The organism is Nonomuraea deserti (assembly GCF_004348685.1).
Taxonomy (GTDB): domain Bacteria; phylum Actinomycetota; class Actinomycetes; order Streptosporangiales; family Streptosporangiaceae; genus Nonomuraea; species Nonomuraea deserti.
This window is the reverse complement of sequence record NZ_SMKO01000131.1, coordinates 1-20,585: the sequence shown is the minus strand read 5'-3', so window position 1 is coordinate 20,585 and position 20,585 is coordinate 1. Positions and strand designations below refer to the sequence as shown.

The window sequence follows — 20,585 nt, the reverse complement described above, 5'->3', positions numbered from 1 at the left end:
TAGGAGGTAAAACCTACCGGCTGTCACTGCGTCGAAGTGCTGCGCGCGGGCTAACGACCGTCAAGGAGCGGCTGACGGGGATCCCAGCGCGGCCCGCCCTGATCGTCCTTGCGGCGTCTGGCCATCGCTGACAAGGCCTCAAGGATAACCCGGTTCCCGAGGTAGGCGGTGATGTCCGCGTGGTCGTACGGCGGCGCCACCTCCACCACTTCCATCCCCGCCACGGGAAGCTCGTAACAGATCCTGCGGACCGCGTCGAGGAGCTGCCTGGCCGTCAGCCCGCCGGGCTCGGGCGTGCCGGTGCCGGGCGCGTGACCTGGGTCGCACACGTCGATGTCGACGGACAGGAAGACCTGGTCGCAGCCGTCGAGCGCGATCTGGAACGACTCGGTGAGGCATTCCTCGAGCCCTCGGGCGACGATCTCGGTCATCTCGTACGAACGCATGTTCCGGGCGGCCATCCAGTCCAGCGTCTCCGGCTCCGGCCAGTAGCCGCGCAGCCCGAGCTGCAGGAACCTGTCGCCCCGGATGGCGCCGGACTCGATGAGGCGCCGCATCGGCTGGCCGTGGCCGTACAGGTGGCCGAAGGAGATGTTCCCCGTGTCGGCGTGCGCGTCGAAGTGGATCATCGACGTACGGCCGGGCGCGTACGCCCTGGCGGTGCCCCTGGCGTCGGGCAGCGCGACCGTGTGGTCACCGCCGAGCACCAGCGGGACGGCGCCCGAGGCGGCGACGCGGTGCACCGCCTCCTCGATCGCGGCCAGCGAGCCCTCCACGTCGCCCGAGTAACACTCGACGTCGCCCGCGTCCAGCACCCGCAGGTCGCGCAGGGCGTCGACGCGCAGCGCCAGGCTGGGCCTGGAGCCGTCGTGCGGCAGGTAGCAGGCCTGGCGCAGCGCCATCGGCCCGAACCTGGCGCCGGGGCGGTTGGAGGTGCCCCCGTCGAACGGGGCACCGACGATCACCACGTCGGCGCCTTCGTAGCTCGCCGGATCGGCCACGTCGCAGCGGTCGACGCCGAGGAACGTGATGTCAGGGCCGTACATGGGGCCGTAGCGGGACAAGCTCTCACCTCCGGGTGTCACACGGGCTTCTCGGTCACCCCTGCCGCGTCGAACGTGGCCACGTCGTGCATCATCCGCACGACCGCGCAGACCATCGGATGCGCGAGCAGCGCGCCGGTGCCCTCGCCGAGCCGCATCTCCAGGTCTATCAGGGGGCGCAGGCCGAGGTGGTCGAGCGCGGCGGCGTGGCCGGGCTCGGCCGAGCGGTGCCCGGCGACGCAGTGGTCGGTGGCGGCGGGGTCGAGCGCGGCCGCCGCGAGGGCGCCCGCGCCCGCGATCACGCCGTCGAGGATCACCGGCACGCGCGCCGCCGCGCCGTACAGGATGAAGCCCGCGATGGCGGCGTGCTCGAACCCGCCGACGGCGGCCAGGGCCCGCAGCGCCTCGCTGGGCGACGATCCGACGGCGGCGGGCTGGGGCTCTTCGCGCATCAGGCCGTTGACCTGCAGCGCCTCGCGGACGATGGCGACCTTGCGCTCGTGGGTCCCGTCGTCGATCCCGGTGCCCCTGCCGGTCACCTCGGCGGGGTCCTTGCCGGTGAAGACGGAGACGAGGGCGGCCGAGGCCGTGGTGTTGGCGATGCCCATGTCGCCGGCGATCAGGCAGCGCGCGCCCTCGGCCACCAGGCCCCTGGCCACGACGATGCCGGCCTCCAGCGCCCTGACGGCCTGGTCGACGGTCATCGCGGGCCCTCGGGACAGATCCGCAGTGCCGTACGCGATCTTGCGCTTGACGAGGTCGGGCGCGTCGGGCAGGTCGGCCGCGACCCCGACGTCCACCACCGTCACCGGCACGCCCGCCTGGGCGGCGAAGGCGTTGGCGACCGCGCCTCCGGAAAGAAAGTTGGCGACCATCTGCACCGTGACCTCCTGCGGCCACGGGGAGACGCCGCGGGCGTGCACGCCGTGGTCGGCGGCGAAGATGGCCAGCGCCGCGGGCGAGGGCATGGGGGGCGGGCAGGCGCCCGCCGCGCCGGCGAGCCGGATCGCGACGTCCTCCAGCGCGCCGAGCGAGCCGCGGGGCTTGGTGAGGCGGTCCTGGTGGGCGCGGGCCTCGGCGAGTGCCCGCTGGTCGGCGGGGCGGATCGCGGCGAGCGTCTCTGCGAGCACGGCAACCTCCGGTCAAAGGACGAGCTGGAGTGGACCTCCGGGAGCGGGACGAGCTGGTGCGGCCCTGAGGCCGCAGGACGAACGTTGTGTGACCATGGGCCACGGGACGAGCGGTGTGGCCCTGAGGCCACAAGACGACGAACGCTGTGACCATAGGCCACGGGACGAGCCGGTGTGGCCCTGAAGCCACAAGACGAACATTGTGTGATCGCAGGCCACCGGACGAGCCGGTGGATCCGCGGTCGCGGGACTAGCTGGTGTGAACCTATGTCAAAAGGCCGCGGACCCGCGGTCACGGGACGAGCTGGAGTGCTTCCTCGTATCGGTCGATCACGACGTCCGCCAGAGTCTCACAGTCGCCGATCACCTCGGCGCAGCGGATGTCGAGGTCGGGGTGCCCCGCGCCGTACGCCAGCGCCTGCGCCCACACGCGCTCCAGCAGGCCGCCGGCGAACAGCAGGTAGGGCACCACGATCACCCGCTTGGCCCCCAGCCGGCGGCAGCGCTCGAGCCCGCCGGGCACACCGGGTGGGGTGACGGACACGAACGCGGTCTCGACGGTCATGAAGTCGTAGGCGTGCGTCTCCCAGAACAGCCGCGAGACCCGGTGGATCTCGGCGTTGGCGGCCGCGTCGGTCGAGCCCTCGCCGACCAGGACGACAGCGGTGTCACCCGGCTCGACGTGCGCGTGGTGCTCCTCGACGGGCAGCGAGTCGACGGCCCGCAGCCGCGGCCTGGCGCCCGCCAGTTCGAGAGCGCGCGGCCTGGAGATCTCGGTGGCGGCGTCGTTGAGCCGCTCGGCCAGCAGCGTGAGCACCCGGGGGTCGGGGCCGAGCGGACGGCCGTAGTCGTACATCAGCGTGGGGTGGCGCTGCTGCTCACGGGCCATCGCGGCGGGGAAGTCGTCGCTCACCCTGCTGAGGCTCAGCTGCAGCGCCACGAGCCGGTGGTGCCCCCTGGCGACCAGGGAGGCGACGGAGTCGCTCAGCCGGGGCGTGGCGCGCTCGAGATAGCCGCCCGAGACGTCGGCGCCCGTCTGGTCGAGGCGGCAGCGGAGCCGGTGTACGAACCTGCCGAACTCCGCGGCGTAGGCGTCATCCTGTGAGCCCTGCCCGATCAGCAGGAGCGGCGGCTTCATTGTGAGGGATTCTCCGGTGCGCTAGACAAAGTCACGCGAGGATAACCGATGCACAGCGGTAGGGAACAGGTCACGTTGTGTGCGCGGGTGTCGCGTGCACGACGAAAACCGGCTCGGCGGCGGTCAGGTGGTGCGATCCGTCGGGGTCGTGCGTCAGCCTCGAGGCCAGAATCTGGGTGCCCTCGCCGCGGTAGCCCTGCTCGCGCAGGCGGTCGAGCACGGCGGGCACCTGTTCGAACTTCCTGACCACGCACACGAGCGAGCGGGGGCCTCGGGCGGCGCAGGCGACGATGACGTCGGGGCCGCCGCCGCCCACGTAGACGGCGTCGGGATCGGGCAGCGGCTCCAGCGCCGGCGGCGCCTGTCCCCTGGTCAGAGCCACTTTGACGCCGTGTTCGAGCACGTTGGCGCGCAGCCTGGCGCACGACTCCTCGTCGCGTTCGACGGCCACGACGGCCGCGCCCAGCCTGGCGCACTCGACGGCGATCTCGCCGGCGCCCGCGCCCACGTCCCAGACCAGGTCGCCGAGGCGGGGGCCGAGCTTGGCCAGGATGTACGCCCTGGCCTCCGCGGGCAGCGCGCCCTCGAACGGCAGCGCCCACTCGGCCGGCCCGGGCCGCGCCCCCGCGACCCAGCTCGGCTCCCTGGGCTGGTGGAGCGGGTCGACGACGAGGACGACGTCGGGGTCCTTCCACGGCCGGGTCGTGGCCTCCCCCATGCGGCTGTGGGTGACGCGCTCGTCGGGCCCGCCGAGGTCCTCGCACACGAGGAGCGCGCGCGGCGTGGTGGGCGCCAGTTCCCTGGCGACCTCGCCGGGACCGACGCCGGGGGCCACGATCAGCGCCACCTTGGGGTGGGCGCGGCAGGCGTTGACGACGCGGCCGAGCTCGCCTGGGCCTGACGGGGCGACGACGAGCGCGTCCTCCCAGTTGAGCCCGGCGCAGGCGAAGGCGCGGGTGACCAGCGACATCGCCGGCAGCACGGTCGGCTTGGCGCCGTGGGCCCGCAGGGTGCGTACGACGCCGAAGAAGCCCGGGTCTCCCTCCGCGAGCACGACCACGGGCCCTTCGCCGTGTTCGAGATGGTCGTCGAGGGTCTCCAGCAGCGAGCCGTCGGCCACGGCCGGCGCGGAGAGCTTGAGCTGCCCCAGGATGGCGTCGGGACCTATGACGAGCCGGGCCTCGCGCAGTTTCTCCGCCGCCCTGGGGGAGAACTCCGATCCGTCCCAGCCGACCACCGTGATCATCACGCCTCACCGTCCCTCCCTTCAAGGGTGACGGCTACCGGGTGGTTTCACAAAGGGTCGGAGGGAAAGTCCGGTGTGCCTTCAGGCCAGGTCGGACGGGATGAGGCTGTAGACCACCAGGTCGTCGCCGCCGAGTGAGGCGCGGGCGACGCCCTCGCGGACGAAGCCGGCCTTCTCGGCCACGCGCTGGGAGGCGGTGTTCGGCACGGCCGCGCGCAGCTGGAGCCGGTTGAAGCCGTGCCGCTCGAACAGCCAGCGCGCGACCGCGAGCACGGCCTCGCCCGCGTACCCCATGCCCCGGACCCAGGGGGCGGTCATGTAGCCGATCTCGGCGGTCCGGTGGGACCAGTCGACGTCTCTGAGGTCCACGGTCGCGGCGTAGCGGCCGGTCTCCTGCTCCTCCGCGGTCCAGGCGATGCCCGCTCCCCTGATCCGGGTGCGTTCGCAGAAGTCGATGAACTCCCGCGCGTGCTCCTCGGTGTAGCCGCGCGGCACGCCCGTCCTGGCCTGGGTGACCGGGTCGGCGGCCGTGGCGGCCAGGTCGGGCACGTCGCCGGGTGTGGGCGGCCTGAGCAGCAGCCGCTCGGTGCGCAGTTCGGTCCTGGGCAGGGTGTCGGAGGGGGTGCGGCGGTCCTCGCGCAGCAGGCCGAACATGACGAGGTCGTGCGGGCCGTCGTCGTCCAGCACCGCGGCCCGCAGCACGCCTTCCCAGGTGAAGCCCGCTTTCTGGGCCACGCGGAGGGAGGCGATGTTGTCGATGTCGGCGGTCAGGTCGATCCTGCGCAGCCCGGTGGCCTCGAAGGTCCAGGCCGCCAGCGCGCGCACGGCCTCCGTGGCGAAGCCGCGGCCCCGGTAGAGCGGGTGGACCCCGTAACCGACCTCGGTGGTGCCGGCGTCCCACGAGGTCTTGAACAGGCTGATGGCGCCCACGACGAGGCCCTCGGCGTCGATCATCGCCAGATGGACGCCCTGCCCCGAGCGGCGCAGCTCGTGCACGCCCCTGGCCAGCCAGGCGGGGACGCCGGAGGCCCTGTCGGGCGCGCCCGGCGGCAGGAACCGGGCGTCCGACTTGACGATGGCACGGATCCGCGCGGCGTCCTGGAGGCCGAACGGCCGCAGCGTCAGCCGTTCCGTGGCGATGCTCACGTCGGGATCGAACACCCTCGGCAGGGTACACACTCGCGATGTTTGCCCACGAAAGCAGGGGTAGGGGCGCAGTTGAGAGGAGTGAGAGAACCATGGAACGTGGGAGCGACAAGCACGGTCCCCGGCTGGACGACGAGCAGAAGCACGAGACCGAGGGCCTGGTCCGCGGCGGCGGCACGACGCACGCCGAGGAGTGGAAGGAGCCCGAGGCCATGCCCGCACCCGGCGAGGAGTCGCAGTCGTACCCGCCAGGACACGAGCCCGGCACCCCGGAGGGCATCACGCAACGGGGCGTCGACGTCCGCAGCGATCTGGCCAAATGGCTGAGCGACGCGCACTGGCCCGCGTCGAAGCACGACCTGGCCCAGCACACCGCACGTGTGGACGCGCCGGACGAGGTGGCCGACATGGTGGACTCCCTCCCGGAGCGCCGCTTCGCGAATGTGGCGGAGGTGGCGGAGGCGCTCGGGCTGGGCGTGGAAAAGCGGAGGTGGTGACGTGCGGCTCGACCTCATCCGCCCGCTGTACGAGCGGAAGGGCCCGTACGCCTCGGTCTACCTGGGCGCGCTCACCATTCCCGAGCGCAAGGCCCAGTGGCGCAGCCTGCGCGACCGGCTGGAGGTGAACGGCGAGAGCCGCAAGGCCACCCTGGACGCTCTGGAGGAGGAGGTCCGCCTGGCCACGCCGGGGCGGTCGCTGTTCGCCGCCCACGGAGACGTGGTGCTGGCCGAGCCCTCCGCGGAGCCGCCCCACCCGATGGCCCTGTGGTCGCCGCTGCCGTGCGTCACGCCCATGCTCGTACGGCGTGGCGAGAACGTGCCGCACATCAGGGTGATCGTGGACCACGCGGGGGCGGAGGTGACGGTGTTCGGCGCCGGGTCGCCGCGCAGGACCGTCGTGGAGGCGGCCTCGTGGCCGCTGCAGAAGACCTCCCAGGGCGGCTGGTCGCAGAAGCGGTACGAGCGGGCGGTGGACGAGACCTGGGAGAAGAACGCCGTGGCCGTCGCGCAGGAGGTCGACGAGCAGGCGCGCCGCATCGGTCCCGAGCTGATCCTGGTGGCGGGCGAGGCCAAGTCGCGCTCGTACCTGCTGCAGCACCTCGGCACCAAGACCGCCGACAGGGTGCTGATGGTCGAGCACGGCAGCCGCTCCAACCACGGCCAGTTCGAGGAGGACGTGGAGCGGGCGCTGGACGGCTGGCTCGACCGCAAGCGGGCCGAGCTGCTGGAACGTCACCAGGAGACGAACGGCCCGACCGGGATGGCGAGGGTCGCGCACGCGCTGCGCGAGGGCCGGGTGCAGGCCGTCCTCACGCCCGGCGAGCTGCCGAAGCCCGTCTGGATCGGCGAGGGCGGCACCCAGCTCGCCACCGACCCGGACGAGCTGCGGCGCTGGGGCGTGCCGGAGCCTGTGCGGGAGCGCTCCGACTCCGCGCTGGCCAGGGCCACCGCGATGACGGACGCGGAGTTGTGGTTCACCGACGCGGTCGCCGACGTGGCGGCCGTGCTCAGGTACTGATGATCACTTCGAGCGTTCTGGGGCCGTGCACGCCTTCGACCCGGTTGAGCTCGATGTCGCTGGTGGCCGACGGGCCGCTGATCCAGGTGAGCGGGCGCGACGGGTCGAGCCTGGCGACGGCCTCCGGCACGCAGGCCACGATCTGGGTGGCGCGCACCACGCACAGGTGGTAGTCGGGGACGAGCGTCTGCGCTCGCGTTCCCTGCCCGGGGCCGTGGTCGAGGACGATCGTGCCCGTCTCGGCGATGGCCACGGCGCAACCGGTGATCACGCCGTCGGCCGTGCCGAGTTCGGGCCAGCCGCCCGCGCGGTCGAAGCCGTCGGGGACGATCATGCGCCGGTCGCCGGTGAGCTCGTCGATCCTGGCGGGCACGTCGCCTCCGGGGATGACGTGCACGATCGCGCGGTAGTCGTCGACGCGCTCGGCGAACAGGCCCACGAGGTCGTCCACCTGCTGGGTCGTGCGGTAGCCGCGGGGGATCTCGACGTCCTGCGCGCCGGCCACGGCCCGGCCGATCCTGGCGAGGATCTCGTCACGCGCGCTCATCCGGCCCTCCTCGCTCCCACCAGTCCCTGAAGGACTCGTCCGGGATCTCGGGGAGATCCCGCGTGTCCGTCCATGCCGACGCCGGACCCGGCAGCCGTTTCGGCAGCAGCCCGCGCAGGCGGGTGGCCGCGCGCTGGGCCTTGGCGAGCCGTACGTGGTCGTTGAGTATCCAGCCGGCGACCTTCATGCCCGCCCGCTCGGCGGCCGGGTGAGGGGCCTTGGACCGCAGGTCCACCAGGACCTCCGGGATGTCGATGGCGACCGGGCAGACGTCGTAGCAGGCCCCGCAGAGGCTGGAGGCGAACGGCAGCGAGGCGTCGAGCTCGGACGACATGCCCCTGAGCTGCGGGGTGAGGATCGCGCCGATCGGGCCAGGGTAGACCGAGCCGTAGGCGTGGCCGCCCACGCGCTCGTAGACCGGGCACACGTTCAGGCAGGCCGAGCAGCGGATGCAGCGCAGCGCCTGGCGGCCCACCTCGTCGGCGAGCACGTCGGTGCGGCCGTTGTCGAGCAGGACCAGGTGGAAGTCCTGGCCCTCGACGGCGCCCGTCCACATGCTCGTGTAGGGATTCATCCGCTCGCCCGTGGAGCTTCTCGGCAGGAGCTGGAGGAACACCTCGAGATCCCGCCATGAGGGGAGGAGCTTCTCGATCCCCACCACGCTGATGAGCGTCTCGGGGAGGGTCAGGCACATGCGGCCGTTGCCCTCGGACTCCAGCACGACGAGGGTGCCGGTCTCGGCCACCATGAAGTTCGCGCCGGAGATGGCGACCTTGCTCCTGAGGAAGCGTTCGCGCAGGTGAAGCCGGGCCGCCTCGGTCAGCGCCGGCGGGTCGTCGGTGAGGTTCTCCGGGACCTCGGGCATCTTGTCGAGGAAGATCTCCCGGATCTCCGACCGGTTGCGGTGGATCGCGGGGACCAGGATGTGGCTGGGGAAGTCGTCGCCGAGCTGGACGATCAGCTCGGCCAGGTCGGTCTCGTACGCCGCGATGCCCTGCTCGGCCAGCGCCTCGTTGAGCCCGATCTCCTGGGTGGCCATCGACTTGACCTTGACGACCTCGCGCTCGCCCGTGGCCTGGACCAGGCCGGCGACGATGCGGTTGGCCTCGGCGGCGTCCCTGGCCCAGTGGACGGTGCCGCCCGCACTGGTCACCGCCTCCTCCATCATGACGAGGTAGCGGTCGAGGTTGCGGAGCGTGTGATCCTTGATGGCCTTGCCGGCCGCGCGGAGCTCCTGCCAGTCGGGCAGTTCGGCGACGACGCCGGCGCGCTTGCCGCGGATGGTGTGAGTGGCTTTGCGGAGGTTGTAGCGGAGCTGGGAGTTCTGTACGGCCTGCGAGGCGTTTTTCGGGAAATTTCCGGGCATGCCGAGGAACGTCGCACTCATTGGGCCTCCTCCGTCGATGCGAGGATCTCGGCCAGGTGCATCGTCCTGACCCCGGTCCTCTGGCGGCTCAGGGTGCCGCCGATGTGCATCAGGCACGAGTTGTCCGCCGCGCAGATCACCTCGGCCCCCGTGTCCAGGATGTTGCGGGTCTTGTCGGCGCCCATCGCGGCGGAGACGGCCGGGTTCTTGACCGCGAACGTGCCACCGAAGCCGCAGCACTCCTCCGCACCGGGCAGCGGCACGAGTTCGAGCCCGCGCACGTTCCGCAGCAGCCTGGCCGGCCGGTCGCCCAGGCGGAGGCCGCGGAGCGAGTGGCACGTCGGGTGATATGTCACCCGGTGCGGGAAATATGCGCCTACATCGTCCTTTTTCAGAACGTCGACCAGGAACTCCGACAGCTCGTACACCTTCGGCGCGACCTCGGCGATCGCCGCCGCCCCCCTGCTGCCCGGCCGGGCCAGCTTCGGGTACTGCTCGCGGACCATGGCCGCGCACGACCCCGACGGCGCCACGACCACGTCATATCCGGCGAAGACCTCGGTGAAGTGCCGCGCCAGCCGCACGCCCTCCTCCCGGTAGCCGGTGTTGACGTGCATCTGCCCGCAGCACGTCTGGGCGGCGGGGAAGTCCACGTCGCAGCCGAGCCTGCGCAGGAGCGACACGACGGCCTTGCCCGTGCCGGGGAAGAGCGTGTCGTTCACGCACGTGATGAACAGGGCGACTCGCACGACTCTCCTTCTGAGGTATGGTCCGACCACAGTATGGTCAGACCATATCGAACCACACACTTTCCGGCCACCATGGGGAGGTTCCGTTGGACGACGGCGGCTGGCGTCCCGTGAAGCGGACGCGGACGTTCGAGGACGTGCTCGCCCAGATCGAACGGCGCATCGCGGAGGACGGCCTCACCGCCGGCGACCGGCTGCCCGCCGAACGCCAGCTGGCCGAGCAGCTCGGCGTCAGCCGGTCGTCCGTACGCGAGGCCATGCGCGTGCTGGAGTCGCTCGGCGTGGTCTCCTCGCAGGTGGGCCGGGGCCCCGACGCGGGCGCGGTGCTGACCTCGCGCCCGGAGACGGCGCTGACCGACCTGCTCCGGCTGCACCTCGGCATGGCGGGCCTGGAGCTGCGCGAGGTCATCGACGCCCGGCACATGATCGAGCAGTGGGCCGCCTCCCACGCGGCCTCGGCAGGGGCCGGCACGTCCGCGCTCGCCGCCGCGCTCTCCGGGATGGACGGAGCGAGAACGGCGGAGGAGTTCGTGGAGCACGACACCGCCTTCCACTGCGCGATCGCGGACGCGTCCGGCAACCGGCTCATCTCGGCCATCATGCGCTCGCTACGCGACTCGATGCGGAGGTACGCCGTCGAAGCGGTCGAGCGCCTCGGGGACACCGCGACCCTGCGCGCCGGCCACGTACGCATCCTGCGGGCCATCGAGGCCGGCGACGCGGACGGGGCCGCCAGGGCGGTATCGGAGCACCTGGCGCACGCGTACCCGTCGCTGTTCGATCACTGAGCCATGTCCGCCTGCCGGCAGGTGACGCCCGAGCAGGCCATCATCGCCTGCAGCCGCCGCTCCAGACCGGCCACCAGCGCGGGATCGGCGCTCCCTGCGAGGTTGTCCAGCTGGTACGGATCCGCGTGCAGGTCGTAGAGCTGTCGCTCCCCCGTCGCGTATTGGACATAGGCGTACTGATCCGTGCGCACCGCCCGGTAGCCCGGCACCGGAGTCTGCCGGGCCGACGCCCTGTTGGCCGGCCTGGCGAACTCGACCAGCACGTTCCTGCGCCACTCCGCCGGCGGCCGGCCCGCCAGCAGCGGCACCAGCGAGCGCCCCTCGACGAACGGCGGCGCCGGGGCCCCGCCCAGCGCGGCGAACGTCGCCGGCAGGTCCACCACGGAGGTCAGCGAGGAGACCCTGGAGCCCGCGACCACGCCGGGGCCGCGGACGACGAGCGGCACCCTGACAGCCTCCTCGAACGGGGTGGTCTTGCCCCGCTTGAGCCGGTGGGTGCCCAGGTGGAAGCCGTTGTCGGAGGCGAAGAAGATGTAGGTGTCGTCGAGTTTGCCCTGCTCGCGGAGGGTCTTCACCAGCGAGCCGACGAGGTCGTCCACGCCGAGCATGGCCCGCAGCCTGGCGCGGAACCGCTCGTCGATCCGTTCCTCCCCGGCCGGCCCGATCCTCGGCAGCTCGCGCACCCACAGCGGCTCCCGGCTGACGTCCTCCTGGTCGAACGACGGGGTCCGCGGCGCCTTGGCGGTGGGAAAGGCGCCGGCGTGCCGTGGCGCGGGGTTGGCCGGGTTGTGCGGCGGGATGGGCGCCAGGTAGAGGAAGAACGGCTCCTTCGACGCCGCGACGAAGTCGCGGGCCTTGCGGGACAGCACGTCGGTCAGGTAGTCGCTCTCCGACCAGCCGTAGTCGGCCACGCGGCCGTTGTCGTTGAGCCGGTAGCCGTACTCGTGGTAGAGCCTGCGCACCGGCACGGCCCACTCGTCCCAGCCGGGCGGCACGTACGTCTCCTGGGCCGTGGCACCGGGATAGTGGTTGAGATATTTGCCCATGAGGGCGGTGCGGTAGCCGGCCTGCTTCATCCAGGTTCCAATGGTGGAACGTTCCAAGCCTTGCGTATGGAAGCGGTCGAACCCGCCTTCCGGTGCGGTGTTGGTCCATACGCGATGGCTGTGGACGTACTGCGAGCGCAGCGTCGATGCCCTCGACGGGCAGCACCAGGGGTTGGTGGCGAAATACCGCTCGAACGAGGCGCCCTGGTGGACGAGATGCCGGGTGATGTTCGGGAAATAGCCGAGCGTCCCGGTCTCGAGGTCGTCGGCCAGCACGAACACGATGTTCGGCCGGGAGCCGCCCTCGGCCGTCGCGACCCCGCCCGCCGGCAGGAGAAGCAGCAGGCAGACGAGTCGCGACAGAGCCTTCAGCACAGGCTTCCACTTCCCCCGGAATGTCCATTGACACAGGAGGGCGCCCCGGGGTGAATGGAATCTACCTCCGGAGGTGGATCATGAAGCTCGGCCTGAATCTCGGTTACTGGCAGCGCGGCGCCGACGACGCGACGGAGTCGGTGCTCGCCGCCGAGCGGCTCGGCTACGACTCGGTCTGGACCGCGGAGGCGTACGGCAGCGACGTCTTCACCCCGCTGGCCTGGTACGGCGCGCGCACCAGCCGCATCAAGCTGGGCACCTCGATCGCCCAGATCTCGGCCAGGCCGCCCGTCACGACGGCGATGACGGCGATGACCCTCGACCACCTCACCGGCGGCCGGCTGCTGCTCGGCGTGGGCGCGTCGGGCCCGCAGGTCGTGGAGGGCTGGTACGGCCAGCCGTTCGCGAAGCCGCTGGCCAGGACCCGCGAGTACGTCGAGATCATGCGCAGGGTGTGGCGCCGCGAGGAGCCGGTCACCAGCGACGGCCCGCACTACCCGCTCCCGCTCGCGGGCGGACTGGGCAAGCCGCTCAAGCTCATCACCCATCCGCTCCGCCCCGACATCCCCGTCTACCTCGGGGCGGAGGGCCCGAGGAACGTGGCCCTGGCCGCCGAGGTCGCCCAGGGCTGGCTGCCGCTGTTCGCGTTCCCCTCCAAGATCGAGGAGATGTACGGCCCGTCGCTGGCGGGCGCCGCCGAGGGCTTCGACGTGGCCGCCATGGTGATGGTGGTGATCTCCGACGACGTCCGCTCCGCGCTCGACGGCGTGAAGATGATGCTGACCCTCTACATCGGCGGTATGGGGGCGAAGCAGCGCAACTTCCACGCCGACATCATCGGCAGGATGGGCTACGCCGAGGCCGCCGAGCACATCCAGTCGCTCTACCTGGCCGGGCGCAGGGACGAGGCGTTCCGGGCGATCCCGGACCAGCTGGCCGACGGCATCTCGCTCGTCGGCCCGCCCGGCCGGATCAAGGAACGCCTGGAGCTCTGGCGCGCCAGCCCCGTCACGAGCCTGCTGGTCATGGGCCCGCGCGACGAGCCCTCGCTGAAGCTGGTGCGCGACCTCGTCCTGGGCTGAGCCGCCCGATCGTTCGTGAAACGGCGAAGGGGCGGGCTCGACCGTCAGTCGGGACGCGGCGCCGGGTCGGCGGTGACCGACCGCAGCAGCGGCCGGCTCAGCGCCCCCGCCCCGATCACGCCGGCGAAGCCGGCCGCGACGCAGGCGAGCAGCGTGACCGCGCCCACCGTGCTGATCCCGCCCAGCATGAACGGCGTCGCGCAGAACACCCCCACCAGGATCGCGCCGCCGCCCATCACGGCCAGCGGGATGAGCGTCTCGGCACGGCGGGCCCCGTCGAGCACCTCAAGCGGCGTGCCCGCCAGGCGCAGCAGCCCGTACGTCTGCCGCCGGTCCAGGATCGCCGACGCGGCCGTGATGCCCGCGCTGGCGATGGCCACGAGGAACGACACCGACAGCACGACGATGGTGCCCACGCGGACGTCGGCCAGGATCTGCACGCCGAACCGCTGGTCGTCGGTCTTCGTCGTGGGGGTGCGGCCGGGGACGAGCCCGGCGAGCGCGGTGCGCGCCCGATCGACGGCGGCCGCGTCGGCGGCGCTGCCCAGAGCAGCGACGACGACCCGGTCCGACGCCTTCACGGTGGCCGGCACCCCCGCCTTCGCCAGCCGCCGGCGGGCCTGCTCGGTCACCTTCGCCACCTGCCCGGCCGGCGCGGTGACCCGGAGCTGGGGCGGCCCCGCCTCGCTCTCGAACGCCCCCGGGCTGAGCAGGCCGAGGAAGCCCGCCACGAACCCCGTCAGCGCCACGCCGCTCACCGTGCGCCAGGCCGAACGCGGGTCGTCCACCAGCCGCCGGCCCGCCAGCAGCCGGGCGGGCCGGCGCGCGCTCGCGGCCGTGATCCTGCCGATCACGCCGACCACCCAGGGACCGGCCAGGTTGACGCAGAGGAACGCCAGGCCGAGCGCCACGGCGACGATCGTGACGCTGGAGCCCCGGCTCAGCATGGGGAACGCGGCCAGCACGGCCAGCAGGGCGAGCACCCGTACGAACCGCATGGCGGGCGGGGTCTCCCGCCTGGCCACGCCGAGCGGGCTCACCACGACGCGCCGCAGCCCGATCACCGCGGAGAGCCCCACCAGCAGCGGCACCGCGACCAGCACCGCGGCCAGGATCAGCGGGCCGGGGAACAGGTCCGCGGCGAACCACGGGCCGCCCTGCATCTCGATGCCCGCCAGCAACGGCACGGCCAGGGCGAACGCGACCGCCCCCACGAGGGCGCCGGCCAGCGCGACGATCATCGCCTCCGCCACGGTCATGGCGACGACCTGCCCCGGCGTCGCGCCGACCAGGCGCAGCGCGGCCAGGCGCTGGTCACGTCTGGCCACGGTGAGCCTGGCCGCGGCGCCGCCGAAGACCAGCAGCGGAACCACCATGAGCACGCTCGCGATGAGCGCGAGCATCCGGTACGCCTCCGAGTCCTCGCTCGGCGTGCCCGCCAGATCGGCCACCTTCGTGGGTGGCTTGGCGATGACCCAGTCGTCGCTGCGCGCCGCGGTCAGCGCGAGGTCGCCCGGCTCGTGGCCGACGACGGCGACGAGCTCGTCCGGGTGGATCAGCGCCTCGTCACCGAGCACGCCGGCGGGATCGGGGTAACGGTCGGCGAGCTCGCCCGCGGGCAGCCGGGCGGCCAGCGCGGCCAGCGCGGGTGAGAGCCACACCTCGCCCGGGGCGGGGAAGCGCGGCATGCCGGGAGGGGCGGGCGCCCGGCCGAGCGCGCCCAGGTCGACGACGGTGATCGCCTGGTCGCGTACGTAGTCGTAGCGGGACGCCTCGACGGCCACCGCGCCGGACGTCGCGGGGACCGGGTTGCGCCATGCGCCGCGCTCGCCCCTGACCTCGAAGGCGAAGTTCGCGGCCACGGCGAACAGCAGCAGCGCCGTGGACACGGCGACGGCGCCCAGGGTGAGCCAGGTGCCGAGCATCCCCTTGCCGCCGCCCTTCAGCAGCCGCCAGGTCAGGCCGAGGTTCACGCGCGCACCCCGCTCGGCAGGATCAGTCCGTCGCGTACCTCCACCGTGCGGTCGCACCACGCGGCCACGTCAGGGTCGTGGGTGACGACGATCAGGGAGGCGTCGTTGTGCTTGGTCGCCTCCGCGAGCAGCCGCATCGTGTCGTGGCCGGTCCGCTGGTCGAGCGCGCCCGTGGGCTCGTCCGCGAACACCACGGCCGGCCTGCTCACCAGCGCCCTGGCGATGGCCACCCGCTGCGCCTGGCCGCCGGACAGCTCGCCGGGCCGCCTGGTCTCCATGGACCCCAGGCCGAGCGGCCCGAACCACTCGCGCGCCCGGCGCACGGCCTGCGCTCGCGGCACCCCGTCCAGCATGAGCGGGAGCGCCACGTTCTCCTCCGCGGGCAGCTCGGGCAGGAGCTGGCCGAACTGGAAGACGAAGCCGAAGCGGGTGCGGCGCAGCGCGCTGCGCCGGCGCTCGGACATGGCGTCGATGCGCCGGCCGAGCAGGTGCACCTCCCCCGAGTCAGGTTTCATGATCCCGGCCAGGCAGTGCAGCAGCGTCGACTTGCCGGACCCGCTCGGGCCCATGATCGCCACGGCTTCGCCGGCTCGTACCGTGATGTCCACGCCGCCCAGGGCGACCGTCTGCCCGAACCTCTTGGCCAGGGCTCGTCCAACAAGTACGTCGTTCATGGCGTCCAGCCTCGGGGCGGCCGGGGGTGCGGCGGATCGGCCGGGCGGCCAAGACCGCATCGGCCGAACGGCCGATCTCTAGAGTTGGTGCGTGACTATTCGGGTTCTCATCGCCGACGATCAGCAACTGGTACGTACCGGCTTCCAGATGATTCTGGACGCACAACCGGACATGGAGGTCGTGGCCGCGGTGGCCGACGGGGCCGAGGCCGTGGCGGAGGCCCGCCGGCTCAGGCCCGACGTGTGCCTGCTCGACATCAGGATGCCCAAGCTCGACGGGCTCGAGGTGACCCGCGCCCTGGCCGGCCCGGGCGTGGAGAACCCGCTGCGGGTCGTCATCGTCACCACCTTCGACCTGGACGAGTACGTCTACGGAGCGCTGCGCTCCGGCGCGACGGGGTTCCTGCTCAAGGACAGCGGGCCCACGCTGCTGATCGAAGCCGTCAGGGCCGCGGCGGCGGGCGACGCGCTGGTGTCGCCGTCGGTGACCGTACGGCTGCTCCAGCACGTGGCCCAGCCCCGGCGGGCCCCGGCTCCCATGAACGACCCGCTGACCGAGCGCGAGCTGGACGTCGTGCGCCTGATCGCCAGGGGACGCACCAACCAGGAGGTGGCCGCGGAGCTGTTCGTGTCGCTGTCGACGGTCAAGACACATCTGGGCAGCATCTTCGCCAAACTCGGCGTCAGGAACCGGGTGGAAATCGCGGCGTGGGCGTGGGAATCCGGCGTGGTGAGCTGATTAAGCGAAGGGCTGGCGGGATAGAAGTGAATCAGAACCTCAGCGCATGGCCCGGGGGGAGAACAACGTGCGCCACACCCAGGCATCGCCCGCGAGAGCCGCCTTCGCCGTACATGTGACTCTGGTCGCCCAGGTCCTCTCCCTCGGCGCTCTCGTGATCTTCGAGCGGGCGCGGGGCCGCGACCTCGCCGTCCAGCTCGCCGCGTTCGGCGGCCGGCCGACCGGGGCCGACGCGGAGGCCGTGGTCGGGGCGGTGACGGTGTTCGCGGTGCTGATGATGCTGGTGGCGGGCACCTCCATCGCGGTCGCCGCGGCCTACGTCACCTGGCTCGTGCGGGTCAGGCAGGCCAACGACCGCTCGGCCGCCACCGGCCCCGTGGCGGCCGCCTGGCTGATCCCCGGCATCAACCTGATCGCTCCCGCGGTGCTGGTCGACGAGGCGTGGCGCGGCGCCCGGCCGCCCGCCGGCCGGCGCGGCCGGTGGCTGGCGCTGCTGACGGGCTGGTGGCTGAGCTGGCTGGCCATGCTGGTGCTGGTCACCGTGCGGCTGCCGCTCGGCTCGTCGGAGCTCGACCTGACGGGGGTGGGGATGCTGGAGCTGTCCTGCTCGACGCTGGCCGCCCTGCTGTGCGCGGCCACCGTACGCGAGCTCACCCGGCTCCAGCGGGGCTCCCGCGCTCCCCGGCCGGCGGAGCCCGGCACCGTACACGCCTTCTCTCCCCAGCCTCATCCGGCCTCCGGCTCCACCCCGATCGGGCGTACGGGCTAGGACCGGTCCGGAAGCGCTAGGCGGCCGTCGGGCCCGAGCTGCCGGGGCTGGCGTGCCAGAGCCGCCTGGGCGGTTCGGTGACGGCCGGGCCGAGGTCGGAGTAGGGCGAGAGCCTGAACCCGTTGGCATATTCGATGGCGCGGCCCCCGACCCCCGCGAGGTCGTCCGGGGTCCGGCTGATGACGGCGCGGACCGCCTCGATGCCCTGGGAGCGCCAGAGCGCGTCGAGATCCACCAGGTTCCAGCAGTCGACCGCGCGCATCGACACCGCCCGCGTGCCCGTGCGCCTGACCACCCCTCTGGCCAGCATGAGCCACGAGCCGAACACGATCGACGCGCACCGCCCCTGCACCGACTCGAAGAACGTCAGGTCGACCGGCCCCGTCGAGTCGTCGAGCGTGGCGAAGATGACCCGCTGGCCCGAGCGCACGGCAGGCGTCTGGGTCGCCACCTTGACCCCCGCGACCAGCACCTCCGCCCCGTTGCGCTGGGCGAGGAGGTCTCTGGAACGTACCACTCCGAGCGCGTCGAGCAGCTCGTCGTGGAAGCTGATGACGTGCCGGCTGACGTCGATGCCCAGGATCTCCAGCTCGGCCTCGACCATCTCCGTCTCCGTCATCTCGGGCAGCTCGCCCGGCGGGAGGTGCTCGCCGAAACCGAGCGGGAGCTGCACGGACGGGTGTTCCTCCCGGGAGGGCGGGGCGGCGTAGCGCCTGGACCTGCGCGGGCCCGCCCGCACGCCGATCGCCGAACCCCGGTCGAGCGCGCCGACCTGGGCGATGAGGTCGCGGCGGGTCAGCTCGCCCGGACGCCAGCGGGGCCCGCCGGGGTGCAGGTCGTGGAGCGCGTCCAGGCCGCCGACCTGGACGATCCGCTCGATCGTGGGCCGGGAGGGCCGGGCGCGGTCCCAGAAGTCGGCCAGCGAGGTGTACGGCTGGCCGGCGACCATCCGCTCGACCTCCGCCTCGCTCACCCCCTTGACCGCCGAGAACGGCACCCGCAACGCGTACCCCTTGCCGATCTCCTCCTGGCGGAAGCCCCGCCGCCTGGCCGGGCCGTCGCCCAGCTCGGACGGGCGCACGCGCACCCGCACGCGCGGCCCGAGCCGCTCGACCAGCCAGTCCTTGCCCGACCTGTTGACGTCGAGCGGCAGGATCTTGATGCCGCACTGCCTGGCCTCGTCGATGATGACGCGCGGTGGGTACATGCCGGGCTCGTGCGTGAGCACGCCGGCGAAGAACGCCGCGGCGTGGTGCCGCTTCAGCCAGGCCGACTGGTAGGTGGGCAGCGCGAACGCCGCCGCGTGCGCCTTGCAGAACCCGAACGCCCCGAACGCGTCCAGCACCTTCCAGGCCCGCTCGACGGCCGCGTCGCCGAACCCGTTGGCCTTGGCCATGGGCACGAACGTCCTGCGCACCCGTTCGCGCCCCTCCGGGGTGTCCAGGGTGCGCCGCAGCAGCTCGGCGAACGACAGGTCGCGCCCGGTCATCACTGAGACGATCTTGAGCACCTGCTCGTGGAACACCACGACGCCGTGCGTCTCCTTCAGCGCCTCCCGCAGCCTCTCGTGCGGGTAGTACGGCTTGCGCCACCCGTGCCTGGCCTCCAGGTAGGGGGTGACCATGTCGGAGTTGACGGGGCCGGGACGGAACAGTGAGATGTCCACGATCAGATCGTGCATCCTGCGCGGCTCCAGCTTGGCGACCAGCTCGCGCTGCCCGGGCGACTCGATCTGGAAGCAGCCGAGGGTGCGGCCGGCGCTGATCATGTCGTAGGTGTCCTGGTCGTCGTGCGGGACGTACTGAACATTCGACGCGTCCCCTTGCGGGGTGTCCAGCTCGACCACGACGTCGTCCACCCGCTTGATCTCGCCCAGCGCGTACGCCAGCGCCGACTGCATCCGCACGCCCAGCACGTCGAGCTTGAGCAGCCCGGCCTCCTCGACGTCTTCCTTGTCGAACTGCGACATGGGGAACTCCAGCAGGCTGCGCTCCACCGGCGTCCTGTCGCGCAGCCCCGCGTTTCCGACCAGCACGCCGCAGGGATGCAGCGCGATGTGCCTGGGCAGGCCGTCGAGCTTCTCCGCCAGCCGGAACACCCGCTCCAGCCCCGCGTCGCCGAGCCGGCTCTCGCGCAGCTCGGGCAGGTCGTTCAGCGACGCGGTGATCTGCTTGGCCCTGATGTGCGGGAACGCCTTGGCGATGGCGTCGATCTCGTGCGGCGGCAGGCCCATCGCGCCGGCGACGTCGCGGATGGCGCTGCGCGCCCGGTAGGTCTCCATCATGGACACGCAGGCCACGCGCGCCTCGCCGTAGCGCTCGAAGATGGCTTTGTAGCAGTCGAGGCGGCGGGCCGACTCGACGTCGACGTCGATGTCGGGCAGCCCGATGCGGCCCTCCGACAGGAAACGCTCCATGAGCAGGCCGTGGTCGAGCGGGTTGACCTCGCCGATGCCGATGAGGTAGTTGACCAGGCTGCCCGCTCCCGAGCCGCGGATGGCGCAGCGGATGCCCATGCCGCGGATCATGTCGGTGATGCCGGCCACGGCGATGAAATATCCGGACAGGCGCTTCTTCTCGATGATGGCCAGCTCGTCCTGGAGACGCCGCCTGGCGTCGGCGGAGCGGTCGAGGCCGCGCGCGAGCAGGCCGTCCTCGACGCGGTGGCGCAGCAGCGGCACCGGGTCGCGGCCGATCTCGGGCAGGTGCAGGTCGGGCGGGTCGTTCCGGAGCGCGAGCAGCCCGGCAGGGTCGATCGCGCACGCCTCGGCCAGCCGCCTGGTGGTGAACAGCAACCTCGCGACCCGCTCCTGGTCGGCGCCGCAGACCTTGGCCGCGACCTGCGCCATCTCCTTGCCGCTCTTGAGGTAGGCGTGGGAGGTGGTGCGGTCGAGATGGCGAGGGTGCAGCGGGACGAGCTGGCGGGCCGCGTCGAGCACGTCGCCGACCTGGTGGTCGGCCGGGTCGAGGTAGCGGGTGGCGTTGGTCAGCACGGCCGGCACGCCCATCGACTCGGCCAGCCCGAGCATGCGCACGGCCGTGATGGCGTCGCGGAAGCCGTACTGGTCGACCAGCTCGATCACCACGCCGGGCACCGCGGCGCGCCACAGGCCGAGCAGCGTCCTTGCCTGCTCGTCGCGGCGTTCCGCCACCGCGCGGCCCACGTCGGACCTGGGGCCGAGCAGCACCACGAGCCCGTCGTCGGCGCCGAACCCGTGGTCGCCGCCCGGCCCGCCCGCCCACTCGCCGGCCAGCTC

The 20,585-nt window shown here is 72.4% G+C and carries 18 protein-coding genes; 6 read left to right on the top strand and 12 right to left on the bottom strand.

The window, feature by feature from the left end; translation table 11 throughout:
• Positions 1-50: 50 nt before the first annotated feature.
• The 5 genes from speB to E1292_RS34285 all read right to left on the bottom strand — a co-directional run bounded on the left by speB (position 51) and on the right by E1292_RS34285 (position 5,718).
• Positions 51-1,064, bottom strand: a complete 1,014-nt coding sequence (gene speB, locus E1292_RS34305) for an agmatinase (protein ID WP_132600867.1) — start codon at positions 1,062-1,064, stop codon at positions 51-53.
• Between the two features lie 17 nt (positions 1,065-1,081).
• The gene (cobT, locus tag E1292_RS34300) at positions 1,082-2,173 is read right to left on the bottom strand and encodes a nicotinate-nucleotide--dimethylbenzimidazole phosphoribosyltransferase (protein ID WP_132600864.1); all 1,092 of its coding nucleotides are present in this window, start codon (positions 2,171-2,173) and stop codon (positions 1,082-1,084) included.
• 292 nt (positions 2,174-2,465) lie between these two features.
• The gene (locus E1292_RS34295) at positions 2,466-3,311 is read right to left on the bottom strand and encodes a sirohydrochlorin chelatase (RefSeq protein ID WP_132600861.1); all 846 of its coding nucleotides are present in this window, start codon (positions 3,309-3,311) and stop codon (positions 2,466-2,468) included.
• Positions 3,312-3,381: 70 nt separating this feature from the next.
• On the bottom strand, positions 3,382-4,557 hold the full coding sequence (locus E1292_RS34290) for a bifunctional cobalt-precorrin-7 (C(5))-methyltransferase/cobalt-precorrin-6B (C(15))-methyltransferase (RefSeq protein ID WP_132600879.1): 1,176 nt from the start codon (positions 4,555-4,557) through the stop codon (positions 3,382-3,384).
• An 81-nt stretch (positions 4,558-4,638) separates the two neighbouring features.
• Complete coding sequence (locus E1292_RS34285; protein WP_165974882.1) at positions 4,639-5,718, bottom strand: GNAT family N-acetyltransferase; 1,080 nt, start codon at positions 5,716-5,718, stop codon at positions 4,639-4,641.
• A gap of 77 nt (positions 5,719-5,795) precedes the next feature.
• Between E1292_RS34285 and E1292_RS34280 the strand changes: the two genes are divergently transcribed.
• Together E1292_RS34280 and E1292_RS34275 are read left to right on the top strand one after the other, a co-directional pair.
• On the top strand, positions 5,796-6,200 hold the full coding sequence (locus E1292_RS34280) for a DUF2795 domain-containing protein (protein WP_132600855.1): 405 nt from the start codon (positions 5,796-5,798) through the stop codon (positions 6,198-6,200).
• Position 6,201: 1 nt separating this feature from the next.
• Complete coding sequence (locus E1292_RS34275; RefSeq protein WP_132600852.1) at positions 6,202-7,221, top strand: baeRF2 domain-containing protein; 1,020 nt, start codon at positions 6,202-6,204, stop codon at positions 7,219-7,221.
• Here the strand turns inward: E1292_RS34275 and E1292_RS34270 are convergent.
• From E1292_RS34270 to E1292_RS34260, 3 genes are read right to left on the bottom strand one after another with little or no spacing between them, the layout of a single operon-like run.
• Positions 7,211-7,768, bottom strand: a complete 558-nt coding sequence (locus tag E1292_RS34270; RefSeq protein ID WP_132600849.1) for a LutC/YkgG family protein — start codon at positions 7,766-7,768, stop codon at positions 7,211-7,213. The genes E1292_RS34275 and E1292_RS34270 overlap by 11 nt on opposite strands.
• A complete protein-coding gene (locus E1292_RS34265) occupies positions 7,755-9,155 on the bottom strand; it encodes a lactate utilization protein B (protein ID WP_132600846.1) in 1,401 nt (466 codons plus the stop codon). The genes E1292_RS34270 and E1292_RS34265 overlap by 14 nt, the downstream gene beginning before the upstream one ends.
• Complete coding sequence (locus tag E1292_RS34260; protein ID WP_132600843.1) at positions 9,152-9,883, bottom strand: (Fe-S)-binding protein; 732 nt, start codon at positions 9,881-9,883, stop codon at positions 9,152-9,154. The genes E1292_RS34265 and E1292_RS34260 overlap by 4 nt, the downstream gene beginning before the upstream one ends.
• An 86-nt stretch (positions 9,884-9,969) precedes the next feature.
• On the opposite strand from E1292_RS34260, the gene E1292_RS34255 reads away from it, so the two are divergent.
• On the top strand, positions 9,970-10,671 hold the full coding sequence (locus tag E1292_RS34255; RefSeq protein ID WP_132600840.1) for a FadR/GntR family transcriptional regulator: 702 nt from the start codon (positions 9,970-9,972) through the stop codon (positions 10,669-10,671).
• Here the strand turns inward: E1292_RS34255 and E1292_RS34250 are convergent.
• Entirely contained in the window at positions 10,665-12,092 is a 1,428-nt protein-coding gene (locus E1292_RS34250) for a sulfatase family protein (RefSeq protein ID WP_246090528.1), read from the bottom strand. The two genes, E1292_RS34255 and E1292_RS34250, sit on opposite strands and share 7 nt — an antisense overlap.
• An 80-nt stretch (positions 12,093-12,172) precedes the next feature.
• On the opposite strand from E1292_RS34250, the gene E1292_RS34245 reads away from it, so the two are divergent.
• A complete protein-coding gene (locus tag E1292_RS34245) occupies positions 12,173-13,174 on the top strand; it encodes an LLM class F420-dependent oxidoreductase (protein ID WP_132600834.1) in 1,002 nt (333 codons plus the stop codon).
• Between the two features lie 44 nt (positions 13,175-13,218).
• Here the strand turns inward: E1292_RS34245 and E1292_RS34240 are convergent, their stop codons facing one another.
• Together E1292_RS34240 and E1292_RS34235 are read right to left on the bottom strand one after the other, a co-directional pair.
• A complete protein-coding gene (locus E1292_RS34240; RefSeq protein ID WP_132600831.1) occupies positions 13,219-15,147 on the bottom strand; it encodes an FtsX-like permease family protein in 1,929 nt (642 codons plus the stop codon).
• Positions 15,144-15,821, bottom strand: coding sequence for an ABC transporter ATP-binding protein (locus tag E1292_RS34235; protein ID WP_132600828.1), 678 nt, complete (start codon positions 15,819-15,821; stop codon positions 15,144-15,146). The genes E1292_RS34240 and E1292_RS34235 overlap by 4 nt, the downstream gene beginning before the upstream one ends.
• Before the next feature lie 91 nt (positions 15,822-15,912).
• Here E1292_RS34235 and E1292_RS34230 point away from each other — a divergent pair, with 91 nt between their 5' ends.
• The gene (locus E1292_RS34230) at positions 15,913-16,560 is read left to right on the top strand and encodes a response regulator (protein ID WP_132600825.1); all 648 of its coding nucleotides are present in this window, start codon (positions 15,913-15,915) and stop codon (positions 16,558-16,560) included.
• 46 nt (positions 16,561-16,606) lie between these two features.
• Positions 16,607-17,329, top strand: coding sequence for a DUF4328 domain-containing protein (locus E1292_RS34225; protein WP_132600822.1), 723 nt, complete (start codon positions 16,607-16,609; stop codon positions 17,327-17,329).
• A gap of 16 nt (positions 17,330-17,345) precedes the next feature.
• Here E1292_RS34225 and dnaE read toward each other — a convergent pair.
• Positions 17,346-20,585 (bottom strand): DNA polymerase III subunit alpha (dnaE, locus tag E1292_RS34220; protein ID WP_132600819.1); only part of this gene is annotated, 3,240 nt, incomplete at its 5' end.